General features: G+C 36.5%; 22 protein-coding genes and 1 riboswitch. Of the genes, 7 read left to right on the plus strand and 15 right to left on the minus strand.

Annotated elements, in window-relative coordinates; translation table 11 throughout:
• Positions 1 to 402: 402 nt before the first annotated feature.
• The gene (gene mreBH / locus C8K15_RS18290; RefSeq protein ID WP_108587857.1) at positions 403 to 1,410 is read left to right on the plus strand and encodes a rod-share determining protein MreBH; all 1,008 of its coding nucleotides are present in this window, start codon (positions 403 to 405) and stop codon (positions 1,408 to 1,410) included.
• On the opposite strand, the gene C8K15_RS18295 is transcribed toward mreBH, so the two are convergent.
• Positions 1,411 to 2,556, minus strand: a complete 1,146-nt coding sequence (locus tag C8K15_RS18295; protein ID WP_108587858.1) for a nitric oxide synthase oxygenase — start codon at positions 2,554 to 2,556, stop codon at positions 1,411 to 1,413. It lies immediately after the preceding gene.
• Between the two features lie 177 nt (positions 2,557 to 2,733).
• Between C8K15_RS18295 and C8K15_RS18300 the strand changes: the two genes are divergently transcribed.
• Entirely contained in the window at positions 2,734 to 3,288 is a 555-nt protein-coding gene (locus tag C8K15_RS18300) for a beta-class carbonic anhydrase (RefSeq protein WP_108587859.1), read from the plus strand.
• A gap of 32 nt (positions 3,289 to 3,320) precedes the next feature.
• Here C8K15_RS18300 and C8K15_RS18305 read toward each other — a convergent pair whose 3' ends face one another.
• From C8K15_RS18305 to C8K15_RS18315, 3 genes are all read right to left on the minus strand, one after another.
• On the minus strand, positions 3,321 to 3,743 hold the full coding sequence (locus C8K15_RS18305; RefSeq protein ID WP_108587860.1) for a DUF4395 domain-containing protein: 423 nt from the start codon (positions 3,741 to 3,743) through the stop codon (positions 3,321 to 3,323).
• Between the two features lie 182 nt (positions 3,744 to 3,925).
• Positions 3,926 to 4,471 carry a GNAT family N-acetyltransferase gene (locus tag C8K15_RS18310; RefSeq protein WP_108587861.1) on the minus strand — a complete coding sequence of 182 codons (546 nt, stop codon included), beginning with the start codon at positions 4,469 to 4,471 and terminating at the stop codon, positions 3,926 to 3,928.
• Positions 4,472 to 4,477: 6 nt separating this feature from the next.
• The gene (locus C8K15_RS18315; protein WP_108587862.1) at positions 4,478 to 6,280 is read right to left on the minus strand and encodes a M3 family oligoendopeptidase; all 1,803 of its coding nucleotides are present in this window, start codon (positions 6,278 to 6,280) and stop codon (positions 4,478 to 4,480) included.
• A gap of 246 nt (positions 6,281 to 6,526) precedes the next feature.
• On the opposite strand from C8K15_RS18315, the gene C8K15_RS18320 reads away from it, so the two are divergent.
• On the plus strand, positions 6,527 to 7,273 hold the full coding sequence (locus C8K15_RS18320; protein WP_108587863.1) for a TspO/MBR family protein: 747 nt from the start codon (positions 6,527 to 6,529) through the stop codon (positions 7,271 to 7,273).
• Between the two features lie 78 nt (positions 7,274 to 7,351).
• Here C8K15_RS18320 and map read toward each other — a convergent pair whose 3' ends face one another.
• Positions 7,352 to 8,101 (minus strand): type I methionyl aminopeptidase, encoded by a 750-nt coding sequence (gene map / locus C8K15_RS18325; protein ID WP_108587864.1) that lies wholly within the window; start codon positions 8,099 to 8,101, stop codon positions 7,352 to 7,354.
• A gap of 602 nt (positions 8,102 to 8,703) precedes the next feature.
• Positions 8,704 to 9,288, minus strand: a complete 585-nt coding sequence (gene thiT, locus C8K15_RS18330) for an energy-coupled thiamine transporter ThiT (protein ID WP_108587865.1) — start codon at positions 9,286 to 9,288, stop codon at positions 8,704 to 8,706.
• Positions 9,289 to 9,383: 95 nt separating this feature from the next.
• A riboswitch (TPP riboswitch) is annotated at positions 9,384 to 9,488 on the minus strand.
• A 139-nt stretch (positions 9,489 to 9,627) separates the two neighbouring features.
• On the opposite strand from thiT, the gene C8K15_RS18335 reads away from it, so the two are divergent.
• Together C8K15_RS18335 and C8K15_RS18340 are read left to right on the plus strand one after the other, a co-directional pair.
• Positions 9,628 to 10,698: a M20 family metallopeptidase gene (locus C8K15_RS18335; protein ID WP_108587866.1), complete on the plus strand. Its 1,071-nt coding sequence runs from the start codon at positions 9,628 to 9,630 to the stop codon at positions 10,696 to 10,698.
• A gap of 57 nt (positions 10,699 to 10,755) precedes the next feature.
• On the plus strand, positions 10,756 to 11,115 hold the full coding sequence (locus C8K15_RS18340) for a magnetosome magnetite crystal formation protein family (protein WP_108587867.1): 360 nt from the start codon (positions 10,756 to 10,758) through the stop codon (positions 11,113 to 11,115).
• 206 nt (positions 11,116 to 11,321) lie between these two features.
• Here the strand turns inward: C8K15_RS18340 and C8K15_RS18345 are convergent, their stop codons facing one another.
• The 7 genes from C8K15_RS18345 to C8K15_RS18375 form a co-directional block, all read right to left on the minus strand.
• The gene (locus C8K15_RS18345; protein WP_108587868.1) at positions 11,322 to 12,218 is read right to left on the minus strand and encodes an SGNH/GDSL hydrolase family protein; all 897 of its coding nucleotides are present in this window, start codon (positions 12,216 to 12,218) and stop codon (positions 11,322 to 11,324) included.
• A gap of 3 nt (positions 12,219 to 12,221) precedes the next feature.
• Complete coding sequence (locus tag C8K15_RS18350) at positions 12,222 to 13,451, minus strand: aminopeptidase (RefSeq protein ID WP_108587869.1); 1,230 nt, start codon at positions 13,449 to 13,451, stop codon at positions 12,222 to 12,224.
• Complete coding sequence (locus C8K15_RS18355; protein WP_108587870.1) at positions 13,448 to 14,599, minus strand: DEAD/DEAH box helicase; 1,152 nt, start codon at positions 14,597 to 14,599, stop codon at positions 13,448 to 13,450. Before C8K15_RS18355 ends, C8K15_RS18350 begins: the two co-directional genes overlap by 4 nt.
• Positions 14,600 to 14,725: 126 nt before the next feature.
• Complete coding sequence (gene cuyB, locus C8K15_RS18360) at positions 14,726 to 15,427, minus strand: cysteate racemase (RefSeq protein ID WP_108587871.1); 702 nt, start codon at positions 15,425 to 15,427, stop codon at positions 14,726 to 14,728.
• A 3-nt stretch (positions 15,428 to 15,430) separates the two neighbouring features.
• On the minus strand, positions 15,431 to 16,654 hold the full coding sequence (locus tag C8K15_RS18365) for a carboxylate--amine ligase (protein WP_108587872.1): 1,224 nt from the start codon (positions 16,652 to 16,654) through the stop codon (positions 15,431 to 15,433).
• A gap of 268 nt (positions 16,655 to 16,922) precedes the next feature.
• Positions 16,923 to 17,075 (minus strand): Fur-regulated basic protein FbpA, encoded by a 153-nt coding sequence (locus C8K15_RS18370; RefSeq protein WP_108587873.1) that lies wholly within the window; start codon positions 17,073 to 17,075, stop codon positions 16,923 to 16,925.
• Between the two features lie 38 nt (positions 17,076 to 17,113).
• Positions 17,114 to 17,668: a VanZ family protein gene (locus C8K15_RS18375; RefSeq protein WP_233260560.1), complete on the minus strand. Its 555-nt coding sequence runs from the start codon at positions 17,666 to 17,668 to the stop codon at positions 17,114 to 17,116.
• A gap of 218 nt (positions 17,669 to 17,886) precedes the next feature.
• Between C8K15_RS18375 and C8K15_RS18380 the strand changes: the two genes are divergently transcribed.
• Complete coding sequence (locus tag C8K15_RS18380) at positions 17,887 to 19,032, plus strand: CAP domain-containing protein (RefSeq protein WP_304590802.1); 1,146 nt, start codon at positions 17,887 to 17,889, stop codon at positions 19,030 to 19,032.
• Positions 19,033 to 19,158: 126 nt separating this feature from the next.
• On the opposite strand, the gene C8K15_RS18385 is transcribed toward C8K15_RS18380, so the two are convergent.
• Positions 19,159 to 20,427, minus strand: a complete 1,269-nt coding sequence (locus tag C8K15_RS18385) for a sensor histidine kinase (RefSeq protein ID WP_108587876.1) — start codon at positions 20,425 to 20,427, stop codon at positions 19,159 to 19,161.
• A 305-nt stretch (positions 20,428 to 20,732) separates the two neighbouring features.
• Positions 20,733 to 21,929 (minus strand): class I SAM-dependent rRNA methyltransferase, encoded by a 1,197-nt coding sequence (locus C8K15_RS18390; protein WP_108587878.1) that lies wholly within the window; start codon positions 21,927 to 21,929, stop codon positions 20,733 to 20,735.
• A 162-nt stretch (positions 21,930 to 22,091) separates the two neighbouring features.
• On the opposite strand from C8K15_RS18390, the gene C8K15_RS18395 reads away from it, so the two are divergent.
• Positions 22,092 to 23,015, plus strand: coding sequence for a S66 peptidase family protein (locus C8K15_RS18395; RefSeq protein ID WP_108587877.1), 924 nt, complete (start codon positions 22,092 to 22,094; stop codon positions 23,013 to 23,015).
• Positions 23,016 to 23,218: the final 203 nt, after the last annotated feature.

Below are 23,218 nucleotides of genomic sequence, written 5' to 3' on the forward strand. Positions count from 1 at the left end.
TGATTCGCTGGCACAAGTTGTTCTAAAGCAATCATTTCAATTTGATCTCGTTGAATTGCATTATGTTTTGTAAGCATTATTATCACCTCAAGATTATATACTTCTATTATAAAAACAAAAAAGACTGTAGACAAACTCGATTTTATCGAGTTTGTCTACAGTCTGAAGCAGCCTTCCTAGGAAGGCTGCTTTGTTATGACTTAACAATTTGTTTACATTTTAACAACAACAAGATAACAGCAAAATGACAGAGTGCTTCTTATTACTTATTTTATTCTACCTACAACCTCCTAAATACCCAAAAATCCCTGCAACAATTGATAACTACCATTAAGTACCATATGGTATATGTACTATAATCCTCTATACTAATGTAGCAAACCGTTTTAAGGAGGAATCTGAATGTTTTCAGGAATAGATTTAGGGATAGATTTAGGAACAGCAAATATCCTTGTATATACAAAAAATAAAGGCATTATTTTAAATGAGCCATCGGTAGTTGCGGTGGATACAAAAACAAGACAAGTTATTGCATTTGGTGAAGAAGCGAAGAGTATGATTGGTAAAACTCCAGGTTCTATTACAGTTATTCGACCATTAAAAGATGGGGTCATTGCTGATTTTGATGTTACAACTGATATGTTACGCATGGTAATGAGAAAAGTAGGAAAAAAACTAGGAAGCTCTATTCGTAAACCTAATGTTATGGTATGTACACCATCTGGTGCAACATCAGTAGAACGCCGTGCAATTCATGATGCGGTTAAAAATAGTGGTGCTAAAGAAGTTCATCTTATTGAAGAGCCTGTAGCGGCGGCTATAGGTGCCGATCTTCCGGTTAGCGAGCCAATTGCTAGTGTCATAGTTGATATAGGCGGTGGGACAACTGAAGTAGGAATCATTTCATTTGGTGGGGTTGTTTCATCAAATACAGTTAAAATCGCAGGTGATCGCATGGATGAAGACATCATTCATTTTGTTCGCAAACAATTCAACGTGTTGATTGGTGAACGTACTGCGGAAAGAATCAAAATGGAAGTCGGTTATGCTTTAGTTCCACACACTTTAGAAACAATGGAAGTACGTGGGCGTGACGTTATGACAGGTCTTCCAAAGACTATTACAATTAGCTCCGTTGAAGTACAAGAAACATTAAAAGAATCATTATTATCGATATTAGAAGCGATTCGCGTAACGCTTGAAAGTTGCCCTCCAGAACTTTCTGGAGACATAGTAGATCAAGGTGTTGTATTAACAGGTGGCGGTGCTTTATTAAAAGGGATGCAAGAATGGTTATCTAACGAAATTTCTGTTCCTGTTCACATCGCTCCGCAACCACTTGAGTCTGTAGCAATTGGTACAGGACGCTCACTAGTCATGATGGATAAAATACAAAAAGTTGCCCGTTAATCACAAATGAAACGGACAACCTGTAGGGCGAGATGATTCTGTCATCTCGCTAATTTTTTTGAAAAGTTTTGGTCGTTTTTGCTTAATAAAATTTGGAGACAATTCTTCATTAATGATTCCTTGGTGAAAAATGGGTGTCAATGCAGGAGAAACTGGTGGAATAAGCCAAGTCCAATCCCCTTTCACTTCCCTTTGTTGTTTTTCTTCTTTTTCACGAAAGGCCTGGAATTGTTGAGCAGCTGTATAATGGTCTACCATTTGAACACCGGCTTGTCTAAAAGATGCATACACAGCATGTTGCAATTCAACTAAAGCTCGGTCTCTCCAAAACGTTGTAGTACTCGATGTATCAAGCTTTAACTGATTCGCAACGTCTCTTAATCGATTGTATCGATAAGAGTCCACTAAATTCCGTGCCGCAATTTCTGTCTCCATATACCAACCGTTAAACGGAGCTGGATAGGACAATCCACCAATTTCAAGATAGCGATCTGAGATGATTGGCACAGCATACCATTTTAAATTCAGAGGTTTCCAGTCTAAATTAATTGGATGGTCGATTTGTACTTCTAGAACTTCTTCTTTTGCGATTTGTACTACACTTGGAGGCTCCTCATTCCATTGAAATAGAACCGGTAAAATATCATAAGGTGTACCGTCTCCTTGCCAACCTAAACGTTCCGCAACTCTTGTTAATTCTAGATTAGCTGGATCTCCTATTATCTTCCCAGATTCTTTCTGATAACCAGCGTAGCGAATTAATTGAGGGCTCCACAATTGGACTTTATGGGACGAACTAATTTCCGGAAAAATAGTAATGGTTGATCGGATCTTCCCGCCATTAGTGGCATGAAGAATATGATGATGAATATGTTGTTCTATATCTTCTTGTGAAGTAACGTTCCGGGCATCAAACACATCGAGTGTTTCCCAAAATAAACGTCCAATACATTTCGCACTATTACGCCAAGCAAGCTTTGCTCCATATGTGATTTCCTCAAGGGTGTGTGTATAGGTTCCCGTCGATTCGATTTCGTCTTTTATCATACTTTGACGATTCATTATTGTTTCTTCAGAAAGTCCGTTTTCTTTACCATATTGAAAAAGAAAAGTACTCGCCTGATCTAATAGCAATGAGTTATCCATGTTTATATTCATCCTTTGTGTTTCTACATAATTCTAGTTTAATCAACATTTCCTTTAGACTCAATGGATGTAGCGTTCTTCACGTAATTGTTTGTCTTATTTTGTGACATAAAAGTGGCTAAGAATGATGAAAATCATCTACAATAAGAATGTAATATACATAGGAGGTACTACCACATGACATTACTAAACGAAATACTTTCTTTCAATCAAAAATTTGTATCAGAGAAACAATACGAAGAATTTACTACAACAAAATTCCCAGACAAAAAAATTGTTATTTTAACATGCATGGATGCACGTTTATTTGAACTATTACCAAAAGCTATGAATTTTAAAAATGGTGATGTAAAAATCGTAAAAAGTGCAGGCGCAGTTATTAATCATCCTTTTGGTGGTATTATGCGCAGTTTACTCGTTGCTGTTTATGAATTACATGCGGAAGAAATATACATTATCGGTCACTATGATTGTGGTATGAGTGCCATTCAACCAGAAGAAATGCTGCAAAAAATGGTAGATCGCGGTATCTCTCATGACACCATTAATATGTTGAACTACTCTGGCGTTGAATTAAACGAGTGGTTACGAGGATTTGAAGATGTTCATGAGAGTGTAAGACATAGTGTAGACATGGTTAAAAATCATCCATTGATGGTGAAAGGTTTCCCTGTCCACGGTTTAGTCATTGATCCTGCTACAGGAAGACTGGATATGGTAAAAGAAAATTAAATGCAAAAAGAGCCCAATATTGGGCTCTTTTCTTATTCTGCAGAAGATTTTTTCCGTCGATACATCCACTGTTGATATTGAAAACGAATGAAACAACCAATACAAAAACCTAATATGGCTACGAGCGCAGCTAAACCAACCATTATCGTAGCAACGTTAAACATAATGGACCATTTCAGGAAATAACTGATACAAGCAATAATTAAAAACCCTACAGCTAACCACTGGTTAAATTGTAGTTGAGCATAATCTTCTTGGACATATTGATTAGCTGGTTTGGTTAAAAGCTTCTTAACGACTGCTAATACCGGATTGAATCCAGTAAGTAAGCCTAATAGACTTGAAATTAAAGGAATAAGTAAAATCCATGCTGTTTGAGTTATAAGTGAAAGGACTACTGATAATACAATTGTCCACTGATTAGCTAATACGAGAGGCTTCGGAATTGTTTTCATATTAATACCTACTATTCTTATTGGATTTATAATCATAGTATATGGCGGTTTTATTAGGATGTAAATATATCCGCCTAAGTCTCGTTATATTTCCCGGGAAATCGACATAAAAGGTTGGCTTCTCAAGTGAGAAACCAACCTTTTAGCATTATTCGCCATTTCCGCCAAGCGGCCTTACCTTTTCAATAATCATTTTCGAGAATTGCATACAAATAATGATCTTCCCATTGTCCATTAATGAATAGCAGTTGTCGAAGTAAACCCTCTTGTTGCAAATTCGCTTTTTCCAATACACGAATCGATCCGAAATTACGTGGTGACACATAAGCTTCTATTCGATGTAAACCGACAACTTCCATTCCATATTTCACAACAAGTTGAACTGCTTCAGTACCAATTCCTTTACCCACATTCATTTCATCAATAGAATAGCCGATAAAAGAACTAGAAAATGGCAGTCTTTTAATGCCATACATTGATATATGACCTACCAAGTAATTTGTTTTTACATCATATATTCCAAAACTGAATTCACGCTGATTTTTCATATGATGTAATGATTCCAAGATTTTCTCTCGTTGGACAGCAGCAGTAAAATACGAATCTTGATGTCTCGGTTCAAAAACAGACCAGTAAAATCTGTTTTTTGTTACAAGATGAGCTAATTCAACGGCGTCATCTTCGCGTAATGTTCGTAAAAAGCAGGTTTGGCCTTCAAGTAAAATCATATAAAATCACCCTTTAGATGAGGTTAATGCAAGAAACTCTTCTACGTCTTTAATACAAAGTGCTATTCCTTTTTCCCAGAAAGCGTGTTGCGTGATGTCTTCATCTAAATGTTTCATAGCTAAGTCTTCAACTGACATAATGGCCGTATCTTGAAGTAAAGCAATATACTTCTCTTCAAAACTGCTTCCTTCTTCAATCGCTTTCGCATAAATGCTCAAGCTGAATAAGTAACCAAAAGTGTATGGGAAGTTATAAAATGGTACACGTGAGATATAGAAATGAAGTTTAGATGCCCAGAAATGTGGATGTACATCACCTAGACCATCACCGAATGCTTCACGTTGTGCTTCTTCCATTAAAGTATTTAAACGGCTAGCTGAAACAATCCCATTTTTGCGTTCTTCATAGAAACGTGTTTCGAACAAGAAACGCGCATGGATATTCATAAAGAATGCTACACTGCGTTGAATTTTATCTTCTAGTAACGCTAATTTTTCATCAGCTGTTGTCGCTTCTTTAACGGCAGCATCTGCAACGATCATTTCTGCAAATGTTGAAGCTGTTTCAGCAACACCCATAGCATATTGACGATTCATCCAGTGCACTGGTCTTAGTGCGTATGAATGGAAAGCATGACCAAGTTCATGAGCGAGTGTTGCAACATTAGACATCGTTCCGCTATATGTCATAAAAATACGTGACTGCTCAGACAAAGGCATACCAGTACAGAATCCACCTGGACGTTTATTCGGACGGTCCTCAGCTTCAATCCATTCATCTTCAAATGCTTTACGCGAGAATTTCTCAAGTTCTGGTCCGAATTTTCCGAATTGTTTTAAAATAAATTCCGCACCTTCTTGATACGAAACTTTTTGTGTGGATTCAGTTACAGGTGCATCTAAATCGTACCAATGCATAGCATCTGCACCAACTAACTCTGACTTACGCTTTAAATATTTTACAAATGGTGCTTTATGAGCGCTTATCGCTCCCCACATAGCATCTAACGTTTCTTGCTTCATTCGATTCATATCAAGTGGTTCTTTTAATACTGAGTCCCAACCACGTTTTTTATACACTGCTAATCGGAAACCAGCCATATGATTTAATGTTTTAGCAAAAAACTCTTCTTTGTCTGTCCAGGCTTGTTCAAGTGCTTCGAAAGAATCTTTACGAACTGATCCATCCGAATGAGAACTTAAGTTACTGGCTTGACCAACAGAAAACTCTTTTTCTACTCCATCAACTGTGACACGAACTTTCACGTCACCAACTAGCAAATCATAAAGTTGGCTCCACCCATGATATCCATCCACACCAAGAGCCGTAATCATGTCTTCTTCTTTTTCTGACAGCAATTCTTTTGCTTCATCTCGCCATTCGTTCAATACAAAAGAAAATTTCTTTAAACGATTATCTTGCATCAAACTAGTCCAAACACTGTCTTCAGTTCTTGACAACTGTTGTTGAACAACTAACATGGATGAAGAAAAACGAGCTCCTAATGAGCCTATTTCACCTTGTAATAAGTTTGCTTGTTTATCAGTGGTATCTTGAGCTAGATAACACCCAACGACCGCTCCAGCTTGTGATAAATTTTCAGCAACTTGTTTCGTTCCTTCTATGATTGATGCAATTTTATCAACGTCTGACTCATTTTTTGGTACATCAAATTTAGTTAATGTTTGTTCAAATGAATCTAATTTTACATTTAAAGCATTCAAGTGTTCGCGAAGTTCAGGAGAAGAACTTCCCCCTTTAAAAAATACGTCTAAATCCCATATTTCAGCATATGTTTTGGTAGTCAAACTCATTTCCCCCATGTCTTTCTAAATTTTCCGAAAATACTACATAATTATATCATGCTTCTTCGGCTTGCGAAACATCGTTATAAGGATTAATAGCGGGTATCCTTTTTTCAATGCACACTTGCATGATATGTTCTAGAATGGTTTTTAAAACATTAATACTTCCATTTTTCTTATCAGCTTGGTAAATTTGAATTTGTTGTTACTGTTGCATGACGTTATACTAATGTATAGGAGGTGAACGCTATGGGTCGTTTCTCAATTATGGTCATCGCACTGTTTAGTGTAATTACTGTTAACGCATTAGCTAATATTTTGCCTTTAAATAATCAAACTACAGGTGAGATATCAAATCGACTTCCAGTTTTATTTACACCAGCTGGGTATGTATTCTCGATATGGTCTGTCATATACGTATTGTTAATCGTTTGGCTTGTTGGCATGTGGAAAAAAAGTAAACAAGGTGATGCTAACTATTCAAAGCGCTCCACCCTGTTTATCATAAGTTGTGTGTTAAATATAGCTTGGATTTATTTCTGGCATTATGAGAAATTTTTATTTACAGTCATCGTAATGATAGGATTTCTTATCACACTTCTCCTTTTATATCGAACTTATTCGGTTTCAGATAATAGTATCAAGAGCCGTTTACCTATTTCCGTATATTTAGGGTGGATCAGTGTCGCGACGATTGCTAATATTAGTTATGTTTTAACCTACTATGAATGGAATGGCTGGGGATTAAGCGACCCCTTATGGGCAGTTATTATGATGACTGTCGGTACAGCACTAGCATTACATATTCGTTACCATTATTTTGATATTACTTATGTGTTCGTCTTTATTTGGGCTTTTATCGGCATAGCTGTCCGCAATGGCTTTGAAGAATTGCTGGTCTCTACTGCCGCTCTCTTTTTAAGTGCAGTTATGCTCGCTGGTATTATTTTTATGAAGAAATCAATGTCCCACTCTAGCACTTCATCAAGAACGTAGTAGGATAATATAATGCTATTTACTTAAATAAGATAAAAAACACCAACTGCGCAATCGCTCAGTTGGTGTTTTTGTGTGTTAATTAATTTTTGTGATTAAGATTGGTTCACCCTTAGTGACAATGACTGTATGCTCAATTTGTGCAACAAGTGATTTGTCTGGCGTTAAAAAAGTCCAACCATCTCCAGATTCAACGATATGTTCCGCTTTTTCAGAAATAAATGGCTCAACAGCTAGAACCATTCCTTCCTTCAAGATTGTCGGTTCCCATGCGTCATAATAATTTAAAATATGTTGAGGCGATTCATGAAGAGATTTCCCAATCCCATGACCGGTTAAGTTCATAATGACAGTAAAGCCATTAAGCTTTGCTTCACGTTCTACAGCTTTACCGATTTGGTTTAAGCGTGCTCCCGCTTTTACTTTTAACATAGCACGATTAAAAGCACTCTCTGCCACATCACAAAGTTTTTCTATTTTCTCATAGCCTTCACCAACAACGAAGGAAATGCCTGTATCTGCAAAATAGCCATTTAGTGATCCAGAAACATCAATGTTTACGAGATCCCCATCTTTAATGACGCGTGCACCTGGGATGCCATGCGCGACTTCCTCGTTAACGCTGATACAAGTGTAACCAGGGAAATCATACTCCCCTTTAGGACCTGATATGGCTCCTGTTTCTTCAAACATGCGTCCACCAAGGTCATCAAGTTCTTTCGTTGTTATACCAGCTTTTGTTGCTGCACGCATCGCGTCGCGAATCTCAGCAACGATTCTGCCTATAGTTTTTAACGCTTCGTAGTCTTCAGTAGTTTTTGCAATCATATTCTTAAAATCCTTCTTTCTCAAAATATATATCCCATACTATACCATAAGAAAAGGCACTTTCCCATATGACAAGACCATTCTGAACATTCGGGAATTTTTTCCTGATTCTTTACTTGAATTTCGCAAGCAGAAGAGGACTAAATCTTGTTGAGAATAGTTTTCGACCATTCACAAGCAGTTTCCGACCACTCAAAGATGGTTTCTGACCATTCGAGGTTTTTTCTGTCTCCTTGAAGACAAATTCCATCTTTCTGTAGGTACTTCAGTCACTCATCCTTCTAAAGATAGTTTATGACCACTCACAGGCAATTTACGACCACTCAAAGGTAGTTTCCGACCATTCACAAGCAGTTTCCGACCACTCAAAGATGGTTTCCGACCATTCGAGGTTTTTTCTGTCTCCTTGAAGACGGTTTCCATTCATCCGTGGGTAACTTTGTCACTCATCTTTCTGAAGACGGTTTCCATCTTTCTGTAGGTACTTCAGTCACTCATCCTTCTAAAGTCAGTTTTCGCTCACTATTAAACTATTTCCAACTATACAAATCAGTTTATGTCCATTTGCTTCGAAATGTACATGAGTTCATTCATCTCCAAGATTAGACTTTGCTTGGTTCAAGCAAACGTTGCGCTGTGATAAATAGTATTGAACACACTATTGCTGTGAGGAAGAATATCGGAATCATGTAGGTTGCGTTATAAATAATCGAATACGTATACAAGTTTTCGTTTTCTGGAACATACATAGCAAAGAAGAAGATCCCAGTGATCGTGTGAACTATATAACGTAGTAATGACGCAATCAATACAGCCGAAACAATGGTAATTATCATATTTCCACGTTTATATTGTTGTGCATAATTTAAATATTGAGAACGGAATAAACCTGCGATTCCCACAACACCGTATGCAATTAAATAGTCCAGAATGACTTGCATGACTACAAAACTAAACGATAATGGGGCTACAGAGATTAATCCTGAAACAATCTGTAACAATCCTACTAATAAGCCAGTGATGACACCAGCTAAAGCACCTCTACGAAACGCCATTAATACAATTGGCACCATCACTAAACTGACTGATCCCCCTTGTGGCATTTTAAAAGCAACGAAATCCAATACAAATCCTAACGCGGCAAAGATTGCAATCTCGACTAACAACAATACTTTTTTATTTCTCATCTTTCTTCCTCCTTTTGCGATGTACTGCAAACCGCATGTCAGGGTGAAAAAAACACAAAAAAACGACCTCTAGGACAGAGCCTGACGTCGTTGGAGTCGGTTTCTATCCACATCCCTGCGCAAGCATTAACTTACAGGTTCTTAGGGTTAGAACTTTTTTGGTTCACTCTCAGCCATTTCAGGCTCCCCTTGTGGTACTTACATCTATTTTTGATAATACGGGTTAATTGTACAGAAAGAGGGAAATAGAAGCAAGAGGGTTCAGTCGTTCTGTGACTTTTATCGAGTCAATCGATATACTGAACATACAAGATTAATAAACTAAGGATGTGAAGGATCATGATCGAGATGTTGAAGAATTTAGTGGCAATCAAAAGTGATACCGAGGAAGGTGCTAATGATGCACTTCGCTTTTGTTCTAAGTGGCTTGACAGTCATGAAATTACACATGAAATTATTGAAAACGAAGGACGATTAATGATCCACGCAGAGATTGGACAAGGAGACACTACAATTGTTTGGAATGGACATGTAGATGTTGTACCTGCAAAAATCGAACAATTTAATCCTATTATTGACGGTGATCGTCTGTATGGTCGTGGTTCTGCGGATATGAAAGCGGGCGTTGCAGCAATGATGGAAGCTTACCGTCGCATTTATTCGGCACGAGAGGAATTAAATCAACGTATCATCTTACACATCGTAACTGATGAGGAAACTGGTGGTCGAAAAACATCTGGTCATCTAGTTGAGATTGGACGAACGGGTGATTTTGTTATATGCGGAGAGCCCACACACTTGAAACTCAGCGTTCAATCAAAAGGAATCTTACATGCTAATGTAACGCTTTTTGGAAAAGCAGCACACGGTTCACGTCCTTGGGAAGGAACGAATGCTGTTGAAGCTTCCTATTTGTTTCATGAGAAGCTAAAAACATTGCCTTTCACGAAAGCAAGCAATGAGTATTATGAATATCCTTCAATTAATTTGGCTAAAATTCAAGCAGGTGATCGGTATAATGTAGTGCCTGATCAATGTGAAGTCAATTATGATATTAGGTTTGTGCCAGGTCAAAACTGGGAAGATATTATCGAAGAAATGACTGAACTTGCACAATCAATCAATCCGAAAAACATCGTTAAAGCTGGAGGCAAAACACCTGCAATTACAACCACTGAAGATAATCCTTTTGTTCAATCACTGGCTCTCGTAACAGCTGAAGTAACACAAAAAGATGCTGTGTTATTTGGGCAACATGGTGCTGCAGATACCCGCTATTATGCTAAGACCGGTGCTGGTGCAATAGAATTTGGTCCTAGCGGTGAGGATTGGCACGGACCGAACGAATACGTGTTAATTTCTTCTGTGGAACAATATGCAGATATTTTAACAAAATATGCGTTACGTTGAAACCAATTACAGGATAATCCGTATAAGTAACTACTATCGTTTAGAGGAGGAGTAGTTTTGGATAATCGTGTATTATCCGCTTTATGCTATTTTAGTGTTTTTTTTGCTCCATTTTTATTGCCACTAATTGTTTACTTTATTTCCCCAGATACGGATGTAAAGTATCATGCAAAACGGTCGTTCCTTTCACACTTAATTCCTGTAGCTCTAGGTATTATTGGATTTTTTGTTTTAATGGTTAGTTCATTTTCGATGTTTAATACTATGGATTACTCAATGGCTCCAGATGTCACTTCCTCTTTTGATTTCATGGCAGCTGGTATTCCTATATTGTTTATGTTGCTCTATGGCATTTTATCCATCGTAGTACTGATTTGGAACATAGTGCAAGGAATTAAAGTAATACAAAAGGTTTAATATATTCTAATTCGGGAAATACATCACTATACAATAGTGATAGGAGCGATATAAATGAAACTTGGCAAATTAGTTAAAACGGTGATAAAATTTGCACCCATCATTATTCCAATCGTGAAAAAAGCAATGGATAAAAAGAAAACTACTAATACCGCATATTCACGTAAATAAAAAGTTGGAACTCATAATATTGAGTTCCAACTTTTTTATATGAGCGGCTTTAATTCAGCTAACGCTAACAATTCTTTACCTAGTAAGGACGAAGGCAAAATTGCAGATTCATCAGTATCTTTGGTAAGGCTTTGTTGTTGCATAATCTTCTCAAACGTAAGAGGATTTGCTGGTGGAATTTCATTTTTCACTACCTGCATAGCACCACTTGCATACACATTGAAAAAGCTGTTTGCCATGTCTCTATATCCTTCTACATTTGGATGTACATCTGCTGGATTTGGTACTTTTCCAGTCGCATTATCCCCAAATGCAGCGTCAACTGACACGAATTGCACATCCGCTTCTTCCGCTACTTTTGCTAAAATTTCATTCAGTCGATTCAATTGTTGAGCGATGCCGGCTTTCTGTGAGTCACGAGCATGTGGATATGCAAAATAATATCCCATTACATACACTTGTGCTTTTGGTGCTATTTTTTTTAAGTCACTGAGAATGTTAATCATATTTTTCCGAACGTTGTTTAATGAATAATCTACAGGAATTTGTTGAAATGTTAATGAACCTGACTTCGCATCTGATTGTATCAAACGTAAAAGATCATTTGCTCCAGCTGAAATCGTAATGACGTTTGCATTTTGAAGCAAGGGTTTCGCTTCTTTAGATTGCAACCGCTCCAGCACATCTGTTGTTGTAAACCCTGGAAATGCTAAATCTTTCGAAAAAAAAGCAAGCGGTTGATTACGTCCAATTTCTTGGGCTATTAAATCACTGTATCCCGTATCAATTTCACGAGTAGGTGTTTGACCAGCGGCGAGAGAATCTCCGAGTGCCACATACGAAACCGGCCCAAATACTTGAGCGCTAGTTTGAATAGGTACAAGAAATAAACCCATGACTACAAAAAGAATAATTAATTGTTTTTTTATCATAGATTAAAATGCCCAGTTGCCTTTTCGGAAAATTGCTTCGATTGTTCCATCGTGACGTTCACCATCAATATCCATCTCTCCGCTACCAATCATGAAATCTTCATGAGTAATCGATGTGTTTAACCCTAATGCTTGAAGTTGTGCTTCTTCTAAATCACGAGCACCTTCAACACAAGTTGGGTAAGCTTCACCAATCGCTAAATGGTTTGATGCATTTTCATCAAACAAGGTATTGTAGAACAAAATTCCTGATGATGAAATAGGTGATTCATGAGGTACTAAGGCTAACTCTCCAAGGTAGCATGATCCTTTGTCGTTTTGAAGCAACTGTTGCAGTAAATCATTTCCTTGTTCTGCAAGTGCTTTAACGATTTTCCCATTTTCAAACGTCAAGGTAAACCCATCAATAATATTGCCTTGATAGACAAATGGTTTTGTATTACGGACATGCCCGTTAACACCTAATTTCAAAGGGGCTGTATACACTTCTTCAGTTGGCATATTGGCAATAAATGCAGTTCGATTAGGTGTTCTACTAGCACCAGTCATCCATAAATGTTTTTCTGGTAATTCGATTGTTAAATCTGTACCAGGAGCTTTATAAATAATTTTCTTAAATCTTTTATCATTTAATGCACTAGCACGTTTTTCTAATTCACGAATATGTTTCTTCCACAGTTCGACAGCATTGCCTTCACCAATACGCACTGTTTTAAAAATGGCGTCCCATAAAGCGGGAACTTGCTTATCTTGTGGTAAGTCTGGAAAGACTTTTTTCGCCCACATTTCAGATGGTATTGCGACAATTGACCAAGAAATTTTATCTGACATAACAGAAGCACGATATTTTTCTAACGCACGTCCTGCTACTTTTTGTTGATCAGATATGCGTTTGGCAGGAACACCTGCTAATAAATCAGGATCTTCCGCATCGATCCATAATAATGATCCTTGTTGATCAATTAATTCATCTCTTTGAGTGACCACCCATGCAGGAAACTCATGCATTTCAGAATCAGGTGCAAGGTCATAAAAAGCACGATTTGTGGGGCCATCTGCGAAATTAACGTGGACACGTTTCGCTCCTGCTTCGTAAGCCTTTTTAACAACTAAACGAGTAAAATCAAGAGTATCTGTAGTCGTGTTTATTAACACATACTGACCAGGTTGGACGTTTATTCCTACACGTACAGCTAAATCCGCGTATTCTGTTAATTTTTCTTCAAACGTCATTTCTTTTTCCCCCTTTGTAGCAAGGTTTTAGAAGAACCTTCGATTAAAGTACCTTGATCCCATACTTTTTGAACGGGTTTCGATGGTAACTCTTTCGTCCATTTTTTATAATTTTTTTCATCTGTGTAAGTTAATAATGATAATACTTCTCCATCAGCACCTGCCCGACCTGTTCGGCCTGAACGATGCAAATATGGCTCGATCATATGTGGTACATCGACATGAATAACATGTGTCAAGCCTTCAATATCCAAACCACGAGCTGCAATATCCGTAGCAATTAAGATGCTTACTTCACCTTTACGGAAAGAAGCTAATGCTTGCTTACGTTCTTCTTTTTTCATATCTGAATGTAAGGCAACAATTTTAGCATCTCGGAATTTCAATTTCGATTCTTTCATTAGCAACTGATCTAGATTGTTAACAAATGCTAATCCTCGTAATCCATCCATATGTGCTAACCGTCTTAGTAAATCCGTTTTATCTCGCTCTTCTACTTTTACAAAGGAATGGACTACCTTCCCTTGTGCAGGTAACTCTTCATGAGTTACATGAATGCGGATAGGATCTTTCATCAAGCGACTAGCTACTAACTCGATTTCTTCAGTAATCGTTGCTGAAACGACTACGATTTGTCGGTCATGATTAGCTCCTTCAATAATTGCTTTTGCCACATTCCGATGTTCTCTTGCTAATAACTGATCACCTTCATCTAATACAATATGTCGTAAATCATGAAGCTTAAGTTTCTTAGCTTTCATTAATTCATGCAAACGACCTGGCGTTCCTACCACAATTGTGGGTTTTTTCTTTAGTTTCTCTAGTTGACGAGCCATATTAGCTCCACCAATTAATTGAGCAACTGTAATGTCAGTTCCTTCTGTCCATTCACGTAGCACTTCGACAATTTGCATCGATAGCTCTTGTGAAGGAGCAACGATAATTGCTTGCGTTTTTTGTAGTAAACCATCCACTTGATTAAGGATTGGCAAAACATAAGCTAATGTTTTACCTGAACCAGTAGGAGATTGCGCTACAACGTCTTTCCCGTCTAGCATGTACGGGATTAATTGTGTCTGAACAGGCATCTCATAGCTGAATTTCCATTTGTTTTGAAGTTCGGGTTTTAAGTTTTCGATAAATGACATTGGATACTCCACCTTTATATATACATGCACTTATTGTACCATAATTCGCTATTTTAAGCCTTTTCCTGCTAGGAATAGTTGTTTTTTTCATAATAAAAACTCTGTCCCTAGTAGGGACAGAGTTAGTTAATCCTTTAATTCGTAGCCACATGCTAAAATCGCACTTTCAGCCAATACCATCATAGAATCAATGTACATATCATCAAGATTTAACTCTTTTTTTACAATTGACAATTCAGTACAACCCAAAATGATACGGTCGCAACCGAGTTCGTCAAACTTATTAATGATTTGTTGCCATTTTAAAAAGTCGACAGGTCGTCCAGCTTTCACATCATCATAAATAACAGACATGACCATTTCTTGTGTTTCTTCATCTGGGACAATTGGTTGAACTCCTGCATGTTGGCAAGCCAACTGATATACAGAAGTAGTTAATGTCCCAGTTGTTGCTAAGATACCGACTTTTTTCGAACCTGTTTGTGCTGCTCGTTTTGCTGTTTCATTAATCATATGCAAAACATGCATGTCCGCTCCCTCTTGAATTTCTTGATAAAAAGAGTGAGCGGTATTACATGGAATAGCTAAAACTTCAGCGCCAATTGATCTTAACTTAGCAGCATCTGAAATCATTACAGGAACAGGATTAGCTTTAGATCGATCCAATATATATGTTGTACGGTCAGGAATGCTTGTATTATTGGTAATCGCCATATTGACATGTTGTTGATCCGTTTGGGCTTTTGTCCGTTTTACTATCATTTCACCAAGCAACATCGTTGCAAGCGGGCCAACCCCACCGATGATGCCTAAAACTTTCTTATTCATAACTTATGACAAACCTTTGTTATTGAAGTATTTTTTATATTTGCGATAGTAATTTAAATTATTCAAAGTTAATTTTGCCCAACGTTTCGGATTAAAATCTTCTTTATAAAATAAGTGATTCGTTACTTTCCCTTCAGCAATTAACTCTTTTGCTTGCTGTTTTAGCTGATCATTTTGAGCATATTTAAATAACACGCCTTTAGGAATAATCATCCAAAGATGTTTGTCTTTTGCATACGTTAACGTTTGAGGAATATTAAGCATATGATCATCAGCCACATACTTCATTAAGTTATGACCACTTGCAGTAACATAGTAACTACTGCGGCCATTTCTCAAGTTAATCTCAAACAATTTGTATTCACCATCGCGTAAATCCAATTTCATATCAAAATTTGCGAAGCCGTTGTAACCCATATCTTCTAAAAACACACGAACCTTGTCAAGTAAAGCTTCATCGAACGTATTAATGATAGCCGCATAGCTTCCAATACCTTCTGGAGAATGTTCTTCTAAAATCGGGTTTCCTAATGACATGAGTTTGACTTTCCCATCTTTCCCTACATACGCATTTAACACACGCATATAAGAATCATCGCCCGGAATAAATTCTTGAATCGTTAGATTGTCTTTGTACGTAGATTTATAAATAGCTTCGATTATCGCGTCTTTTTCTGCTTCATCATGCGCCACAAATACTTTTTTCTTTCCTGGGAACGAACAATTCCAGTATTCTACCGAATTTGATGCTTTTATGATGATCGGATACATAAAATCTATCGTAAAAGAATCTTTCGTTTCAAATGTACAAAGTGATGTTTTCGGATAAGCAAAACCATATTGCTCACAGATATTATAGAAATTCTCTTTTAATACAATACGATCCATCAATTTTTCATCAATGTATGGGACCGCAAAATATTTTGATAGTTGGTCTTTATTTTTAATAATTAATTTTGCATAATCGTCTCCACAAGCTAAAAGTAATAGCTTTTTATCTGCATGTTCACTCGCCACTTTAATAAGCGCTGGAACGAAGACATCTTGTTCGTTTAAATGAGGTATAACTTGAAAATCCAATATTTTGCTATCTTGTGTTGCTGATAAATTCATACGCCCTAAAACAAGTGGCTTTAAACCGTAAGCTTCATGGAAGGCTCTTGCCATTCCATATGCATTCATATCAGAACCGAGCAAAATAGGTAAAAACGAATGATTAGTTGTCATTGTGATATCAACTCTCTTTTCCAAAAACATAATGTGTATTTTTATTGTAACGTGAATAATAAACTTCTACGTACATTTACTCTTCTTTAGAAAATACTTCAACTTACTTTTTCATCTAATGAGGCATATTTAAATCCCCAAGGTAAAATTATATCATTTTTGCACCAAAAGTTTAAGAGAACCTTCAATCTGTTTTGAATTCACCTTTATAAGTTCACTTAAAAAAGAGTCAGAATAACAGGATTACTCCTGTCACTCTGACGCATCATTACTTGGCATTTTCCATATGTTCTTTGATTAACTCATATAATGATAGTTCATATAATTGTTTTCCTTCTACTTTGAAAACACCTTGCTCAACTAACTCGTCAATTACGTTCATTTTTTTTCCATCCATTTTTGATTCTATTTGTGGGATCATGATGATTTACTCCTTAATATTTAATACTCTCACGATGTTTACCCAGATTGTTTACGGTTAAAACTTTCTTTGAAGTTATTTGGAATTTTTTTATATAGTAAATATCCGATGCAAGCGCCCAATGTATTAAGCCACAAGTCATCCACATCACTACTGCGCATTTGAGGTAGCTGTAAGAGTTCGATAAAAAATGATATTAAAAATCCTATTCCAATCGTTCGCCAGGCTCGATTAAACTTTTTCCATAACAACGGTAACAGAAAACCAATGGGTATAAACATTACAATATTACCGACGAAATTAATAAAAAAAGGTTGCCACAAATCCAAGTACCTGATGGCATTATAGGTCTCGGTTAATACCCTAAATGGCTCAACATTTATGGCCTGATGATCGCCATTAGTAAGTTCTATTACTCCTTCTTGAACACTCAACTCCGGTAAAATCGTTTGTGATAACAATCCTGTAAGGAACATAAAAAACACGATAATACCTAATTCACGAGGCACTGTCGTTTTCTTTTTTGCTTTAATTATTTGAACGACACGTACGACAATAATAACAGGCAAAATTAATACCATGTAAAAACTCATATCTTGTAAATACAGAAGAATCGAATCCATATAACACCCTAATCTTTCATTTAATAACCTTATTCTAATCCCTATCCGTTTATATTCATAACTTATTTTGAAACTAATCGCACATCACGTATTCTAGTTTAAATAAATGGATATTCTGTAATAAGACAAGTCCTTTCTTAAGGGCATTCATACTCTATATTCTATTATTAACTGGGAAGCCGAAAGGAGTGGCATACTTGCGTTACCTTAGTTCAATACTTACTTTGCTTTTAGTAGCCTATTTAACAAGTCCACTCTGGGAAAAGCCCGTCAGTCAATATATTGACGTTTCTTTTTTAGATACGATGGACGAACAAGTAATTAAAAGCTATAAATTCTTAAAAGACCAACCATATATTAACAACGCAATAGATGATCTATCCCGTACAATTGCAACGCTGCCAGAAAAGTTGGCAGCAAATGAAACCAGTTATGACCCTGTTACTCAAGTTGAGAAACCAACCTTAGCTACTCCTACTGATGGTTTGTTTTCGGTGTACAACATCCAGATTGGGGACAAAATGGATAGTGTCACTCAAGAACTCGGGACAGCAAAAAGGATTACTACAAATGAATATGGGTCAGAGTGGCACACATTTCACAAAGACTTTCAAAACTTTATGATGGTTTCCTTTGATGATTCTTCCCGAGTCAACGGTTTATTCACTAATAATGATTTAATTGCATCCTCTTTTGGAATTAAATTAAATAGCCCTAAATCCGTTGTTCAAAAAGCCATGGGTAAACCAATCAAACAAATTCAAAAAGGAAATATCAATTATATTTTGAACGATGATGGTGAGATGGATACATTCTTAATCGAAAATGTATATGTAACAGTATTTTATGACGTGCATGAGAACGATACAGTAACTGCCATACAAATCCTATCGGAAGGTCTGGAAAAACAGAAACCTGCCTTATATGGCAACACTAGCAAGGATTTAAGAGAGGGATTCGAATTCCAATTATTTGACTTAACGAATGCTGCACGTGTTCATCACAAAATTCCACCAGTTACATGGGAATCAACGATACGAGGGACTGCCTACAAACATAGTCTAGATATGGCTGAACACAATTACTTTAGCCACACTAATTTAGCTGGGCAATCTCCTTTTGAGCGAATGTCTATGGACGAAATTAATTATTCAGTAGCTGGGGAAAACTTAGCCTACGGTCAGTCAAGTAGTATTTTTGCACATGAAGGATTAATGAACTCTATCGGTCACAGAAAAAATTTATTGAAACGGGACTTTAAATTCCTCGGTGTAGGTGTCGCCTTTAACGATAAAAACCAGCCATATTATACCGAGAATTTTTACACGCCCTAATCGCTATTGGAGTTATGAAAGGCTACTTCGTCAAACTGGAGCCATAAAAAAGAGGCAGTTCCATTATTTTAGGAACTGCCTTTTTGCTATTGTTGGAAATACTGCGACTGGAGCAAAGTTAAAGTCTTAATTTGTTGGATTTTTTTCGTTTTGTAAAGACAAATGAAAAGTAAACGTAAATACCGTACCAACCCCCACCTTACTTTTAACGTTTACAGTCCCATTCATAGCTCTTACAATGCTATGTGCCACCATTACACCGAGACCTGTTCCATTGTTCCCTTTTGTTGAATAATATGGTTCACCTAGGCGTTCTATATGTTCTTTCGTCATTCCAACACCTGTATCTTGGACATTAATGGTTACATGTGAAGAATTTGCGAATGTAGTTATCGATAATTCCCCACCATTTGGCATCGACTCAATCGCATTTTTAACTACATTAATAAAACATTGATGAAATTTTTGGCGATCCCCTTCAATTAAATTGAATGATGAGTAATCACTTGCCACTTTTACGGAATTCTTATTCGCTGTAGGCTGGAGCAAATTAAGAATTTTGTTAAGCTCCTCTTGAACACTGAACACTTCTATTGATTCCAGCATAGGTTTGGAAAATGTTAAATAATCTTGGATAACTTTTTCGGCTGACTGTAATTCCTCTTTAATAATTGAGATGTATTGATTCCTTTTCTCAACATGTAATAAATCATCATCTAGAAGTTGAAGAAATCCCATTGCAGATGTTAAGGGATTCCTAATTTCATGAGATATGGCAGCACCCATTTGTTCAACTGCCTCTAATTTTTCTGATTTTACCAATCGTTGTTGCATTAGAATATTATTTTCACTTACTTCTATAGTATAAGAAATCATTGCAACCCCAAGTGGTGGCACAAAAAGATAGGCAAACCACAAATCGAGTGAATGGCTTGGAGGGGCAATAATTTCGATTCCGACTAATATGAGCAGACTTACCAAAAGAGTGAGACCGACTGAAAAAAGTATTCTGAATTTTGGAGTGCGTTTTTTAAACCATGGAGAAATGTACCATAATAAAAAGCTAAACAATCCATAAAATACTACACCTATATAAAACCCTATATCGAATCCATGAAATGCCCGAATTAATATGATTAATAAACCTAATATCGGACTTAGCCCCATATAAAGGCTTCCAATCAAATATGGAACAATCCTCAAATCTAATACCATTCCTTCATTAAGTCTGTAAGAAAAGATAATGCAGAGCACCAGAGAACAGACAAAATATAATATGGCTGTTCCTTTGTCCAAACGCTTTTTACCAGATTTCTCGGCCCACATGATACAAAAGAATAGAAATACGATTAATAATGATAAATTAAATAAGAAATTCACAGTTAGTAGTTCCAAGTAGATACCTCTTCCATTCATATTACTAGGTAAATATTAACTGTTGAAATACTTTTGTTCAATTGTTTTATTTATTTTTTGTTGATTATTTAATAAATTCTGATTATTTTTCACTATTAGCTACGAAATCATCATACTAAAAACTACCTAAAGAGAATAGACTCTGTTTAGGTAGTTCAAGTAATTAAAATATTAATTTTGATATAAGTTTTAGTAAGTTATTTTTATAATTAATTCAAGACAATTTCCTTTACACAAAACACAAGGTAACACAAATTAATTATTTCTTGCAAAGTGATTTTGGATTAAATTAATTTCTCTATAAAGACGACTTTTAAATAGTCACCTTCTTTATACTCATTGATAGTTTTAAAGTCAGTTGGAAGACTAAACTCTTCACGGATAACATATTTACCGCCTGTTTGTTTAAATGCTTTTTCAATAAACCCTTTAAATTTTGCCATTCCAAACGTACTACAGTTAGATGACGCGACGATGATCCCATTTTTTTCTGTAATTGAAATAGCTTGCACTAACAATTCTGGATAGTCTTTTCCAGCGCTAAATGTATGTTTTTTAGAGCGTGCAAAACTTGGAGGATCTAAAATGACCAAATCAAATGTTAATTTTTTCCTAACAGCATATTTAAAGTAGTTAAAAACATCTTCCACGATAATATCCTGTGCTTCATAATCAATGGCATTCACACTAAACTGCTCAATGGTTTTGCTTTTGCTACGATTTGCTAAATCCACACTTGTTGTTTTGGTAGCACCACCAAGTGCAGCAGCTACTGAAAAAGCTCCCGTATAAGAAAAAGTGTTCAATACATTTTTCCCTTGAGAATATGATTCCCGGATTGTCTTACGTACATCTCGTTGATCTAAGAAAATACCTACCATGGCACCATCATTTAAATACACAGCAAAATTCATGTCATTTTCCTTAACAAGTAACGGCTCAGGTGCCTTCTCTCCTGAAATAAAATCATCATCTTCCATATATGTTCCTTGTGATGCAAAACGTTTCTTTTCATATAGGCCTTTTATATTGACTATATTTGTTAATGCTTGAATTACTTCATTTTTGAACTGATAAATCCCTTCGCTATACCAACTAATGACGTAGTAGCCCTCATAAAAATCAATCGTTAATCCCCCGACGCCGTCACCCTCTCCATTAAAAACACGGAAAGCGGTTGTTGTTGAATCTTGAAACAGAGATGAACGATGTTCTATAGCAAGTTTCAACTTTTTCTCGAAAAATTGGACATCGAATGTTTCATGTTGATTTTGGCTTAACACCCATCCTCGACCCTTGTTTTGCTTGCCATAGTAACCTTTACCAAGAAAATGATGACTATCATCAATTAACTCGATGATGGTACCCTCTTCGTGTACATCCTTCATGTTAACAATTGCTTCTTCCATAATAAGTGGGTAGCCAGCTTTGATATTTTTAGCATAATTCGATTTCACTTTAAGCTTTATTTTTTTTTTCATATAATCACCCATTCATTTCTTTTTCTCTATTCTACCCCTGTTTTGACTTTAAATCATATGGATGTCTACTATCAATGTTAATTTCATTTAGCGCTTCGTACTTTCTCCATATAAAAACCATACAATGTAAGAATGTCTCTTTTATGAAAGGAGTTTATTGCCATGGCTATAAAGCCCCCTCAGCTTAAAGCTGGAGATACTATTGGAATTGTCACGTTAGGCAGCCCGTTAAATCCTACCGTAATCAATGAAGGTATTGCTACATTAGAAAATATGGGATTCAGTGTTTTAGTCGGAGATCATGTTTATGATTCTGTTGGATTTCTTGCGGGTACTCCAGAGCAACGCGCAGCCGATTTAATGATGATGTTTGAAAATAAAGCCGTAACTTGTATTTTACCGACAAGGGGAGGAGTTGGCGTGGCAGGCATTCTCCCCTTCCTAGATTTCTCTGTAATCACTAAAAACCCAAAAATTATTTCTGGCTACAGTGACATTACCGTATTGTTAAATGCACTGTATGAGTATTCAAATTTAATCACTTTTCAAAGTCTTCTATTGCTAGATTTCAACCCTCAAACACCCGCTTATAATTTCAATCAATTTTTCGCGGCTACTTCAGCTATATCGGCACCGTGGCAAATCAATAATCCACCAGGGATGCCTTTAGTAACCAAAGTCCCCGGAGATGTTACAGGTCCAATCGTCGGAGGGAACCTTACCTCTTTTGTGGGAACGTTAGGCACCTCTTTTGAAATTAATACACAAGGAAAGATATTATGTCTAGAAGAAACACATGAACCAATAAACACGGTGTATCGCTACTTAAACCACTTAAAACTAGCCGGGAAATTTGACGACTGCATTGGCATACTTATGGGTGAATGTACCAATTGTATACCTGCCTACGGTGTCACTTACAATGAACTCATTGATGAATTTTTGGTTCCTTTAGGAAAACCTATATTGAGTAATTTAGCCACAGCACACGGACGATTCAAAGCAGCTATACCAATTGGAGCAACCGTGAGGATGAATTCAACTAATCGAACGTTAACAGTTACGGAATCAGTAGTAAGTCCATAACATAAATCAAAAACCGATTGCAGTTGTATGCAATCGGCCAGACTGTAGACAAACTCGATAAAATCGAGTTTGTCTACAGTCTTTTTTGTTTTTATAATAGAAGTATATAATCTTGAGGTGATAATAATGCTTACAAAACATAATGCAATTCAACGAGATCAAATTGAAATGATTGCTTTAGAACAACTTGTGCCAGCGAATCA

The organism is Paenisporosarcina sp. OV554 (assembly GCF_003058165.1).
GTDB lineage: Bacteria > Bacillota > Bacilli > Bacillales_A > Planococcaceae > Paenisporosarcina.

Bases quoted from the DNA above. Each gene is read 5' to 3' on its own strand.
- C8K15_RS18370 (WP_108587873.1), bottom strand. From the start codon at position 17,075: ATGATCCCACAAATAGAATCAAAAATGGATGGAAAAAAAATGAACGTA.
- C8K15_RS18390 (WP_108587878.1), bottom strand. From the start codon at position 21,929: ATGAAAAAAAAAATAAAGCTTAAAGTGAAATCGAATTATGCTAAAAAT.
- C8K15_RS18345 (WP_108587868.1), bottom strand. From the start codon at position 12,218: ATGATAAAAAAACAATTAATTATTCTTTTTGTAGTCATGGGTTTATTT.
- C8K15_RS18310 (WP_108587861.1), bottom strand. From the start codon at position 4,471: ATGATTTTACTTGAAGGCCAAACCTGCTTTTTACGAACATTACGCGAA.
- C8K15_RS18355 (WP_108587870.1), bottom strand. From the start codon at position 14,599: ATGTCATTTATCGAAAACTTAAAACCCGAACTTCAAAACAAATGGAAA.
- thiT (WP_108587865.1), bottom strand. From the start codon at position 9,288: ATGAGAAATAAAAAAGTATTGTTGTTAGTCGAGATTGCAATCTTTGCC.
- C8K15_RS18350 (WP_108587869.1), bottom strand. From the start codon at position 13,451: ATGACGTTTGAAGAAAAATTAACAGAATACGCGGATTTAGCTGTACGT.
- mreBH (WP_108587857.1), top strand. From the start codon at position 403: ATGTTTTCAGGAATAGATTTAGGGATAGATTTAGGAACAGCAAATATC.
- map (WP_108587864.1), bottom strand. From the start codon at position 8,101: ATGATTGCAAAAACTACTGAAGACTACGAAGCGTTAAAAACTATAGGC.
- C8K15_RS18300 (WP_108587859.1), top strand. From the start codon at position 2,734: ATGACATTACTAAACGAAATACTTTCTTTCAATCAAAAATTTGTATCA.
- C8K15_RS18375 (WP_233260560.1), bottom strand. From the start codon at position 17,668: ATGAGTTTTTACATGGTATTAATTTTGCCTGTTATTATTGTCGTACGT.
- C8K15_RS18305 (WP_108587860.1), bottom strand. From the start codon at position 3,743: ATGAAAACAATTCCGAAGCCTCTCGTATTAGCTAATCAGTGGACAATT.
- C8K15_RS18395 (WP_108587877.1), top strand. From the start codon at position 22,092: ATGGCTATAAAGCCCCCTCAGCTTAAAGCTGGAGATACTATTGGAATT.
- C8K15_RS18335 (WP_108587866.1), top strand. From the start codon at position 9,628: ATGATCGAGATGTTGAAGAATTTAGTGGCAATCAAAAGTGATACCGAG.
- C8K15_RS18320 (WP_108587863.1), top strand. From the start codon at position 6,527: ATGGGTCGTTTCTCAATTATGGTCATCGCACTGTTTAGTGTAATTACT.
- cuyB (WP_108587871.1), bottom strand. From the start codon at position 15,427: ATGAATAAGAAAGTTTTAGGCATCATCGGTGGGGTTGGCCCGCTTGCA.
- C8K15_RS18365 (WP_108587872.1), bottom strand. From the start codon at position 16,654: ATGACAACTAATCATTCGTTTTTACCTATTTTGCTCGGTTCTGATATG.
- C8K15_RS18295 (WP_108587858.1), bottom strand. From the start codon at position 2,556: ATGGATAACTCATTGCTATTAGATCAGGCGAGTACTTTTCTTTTTCAA.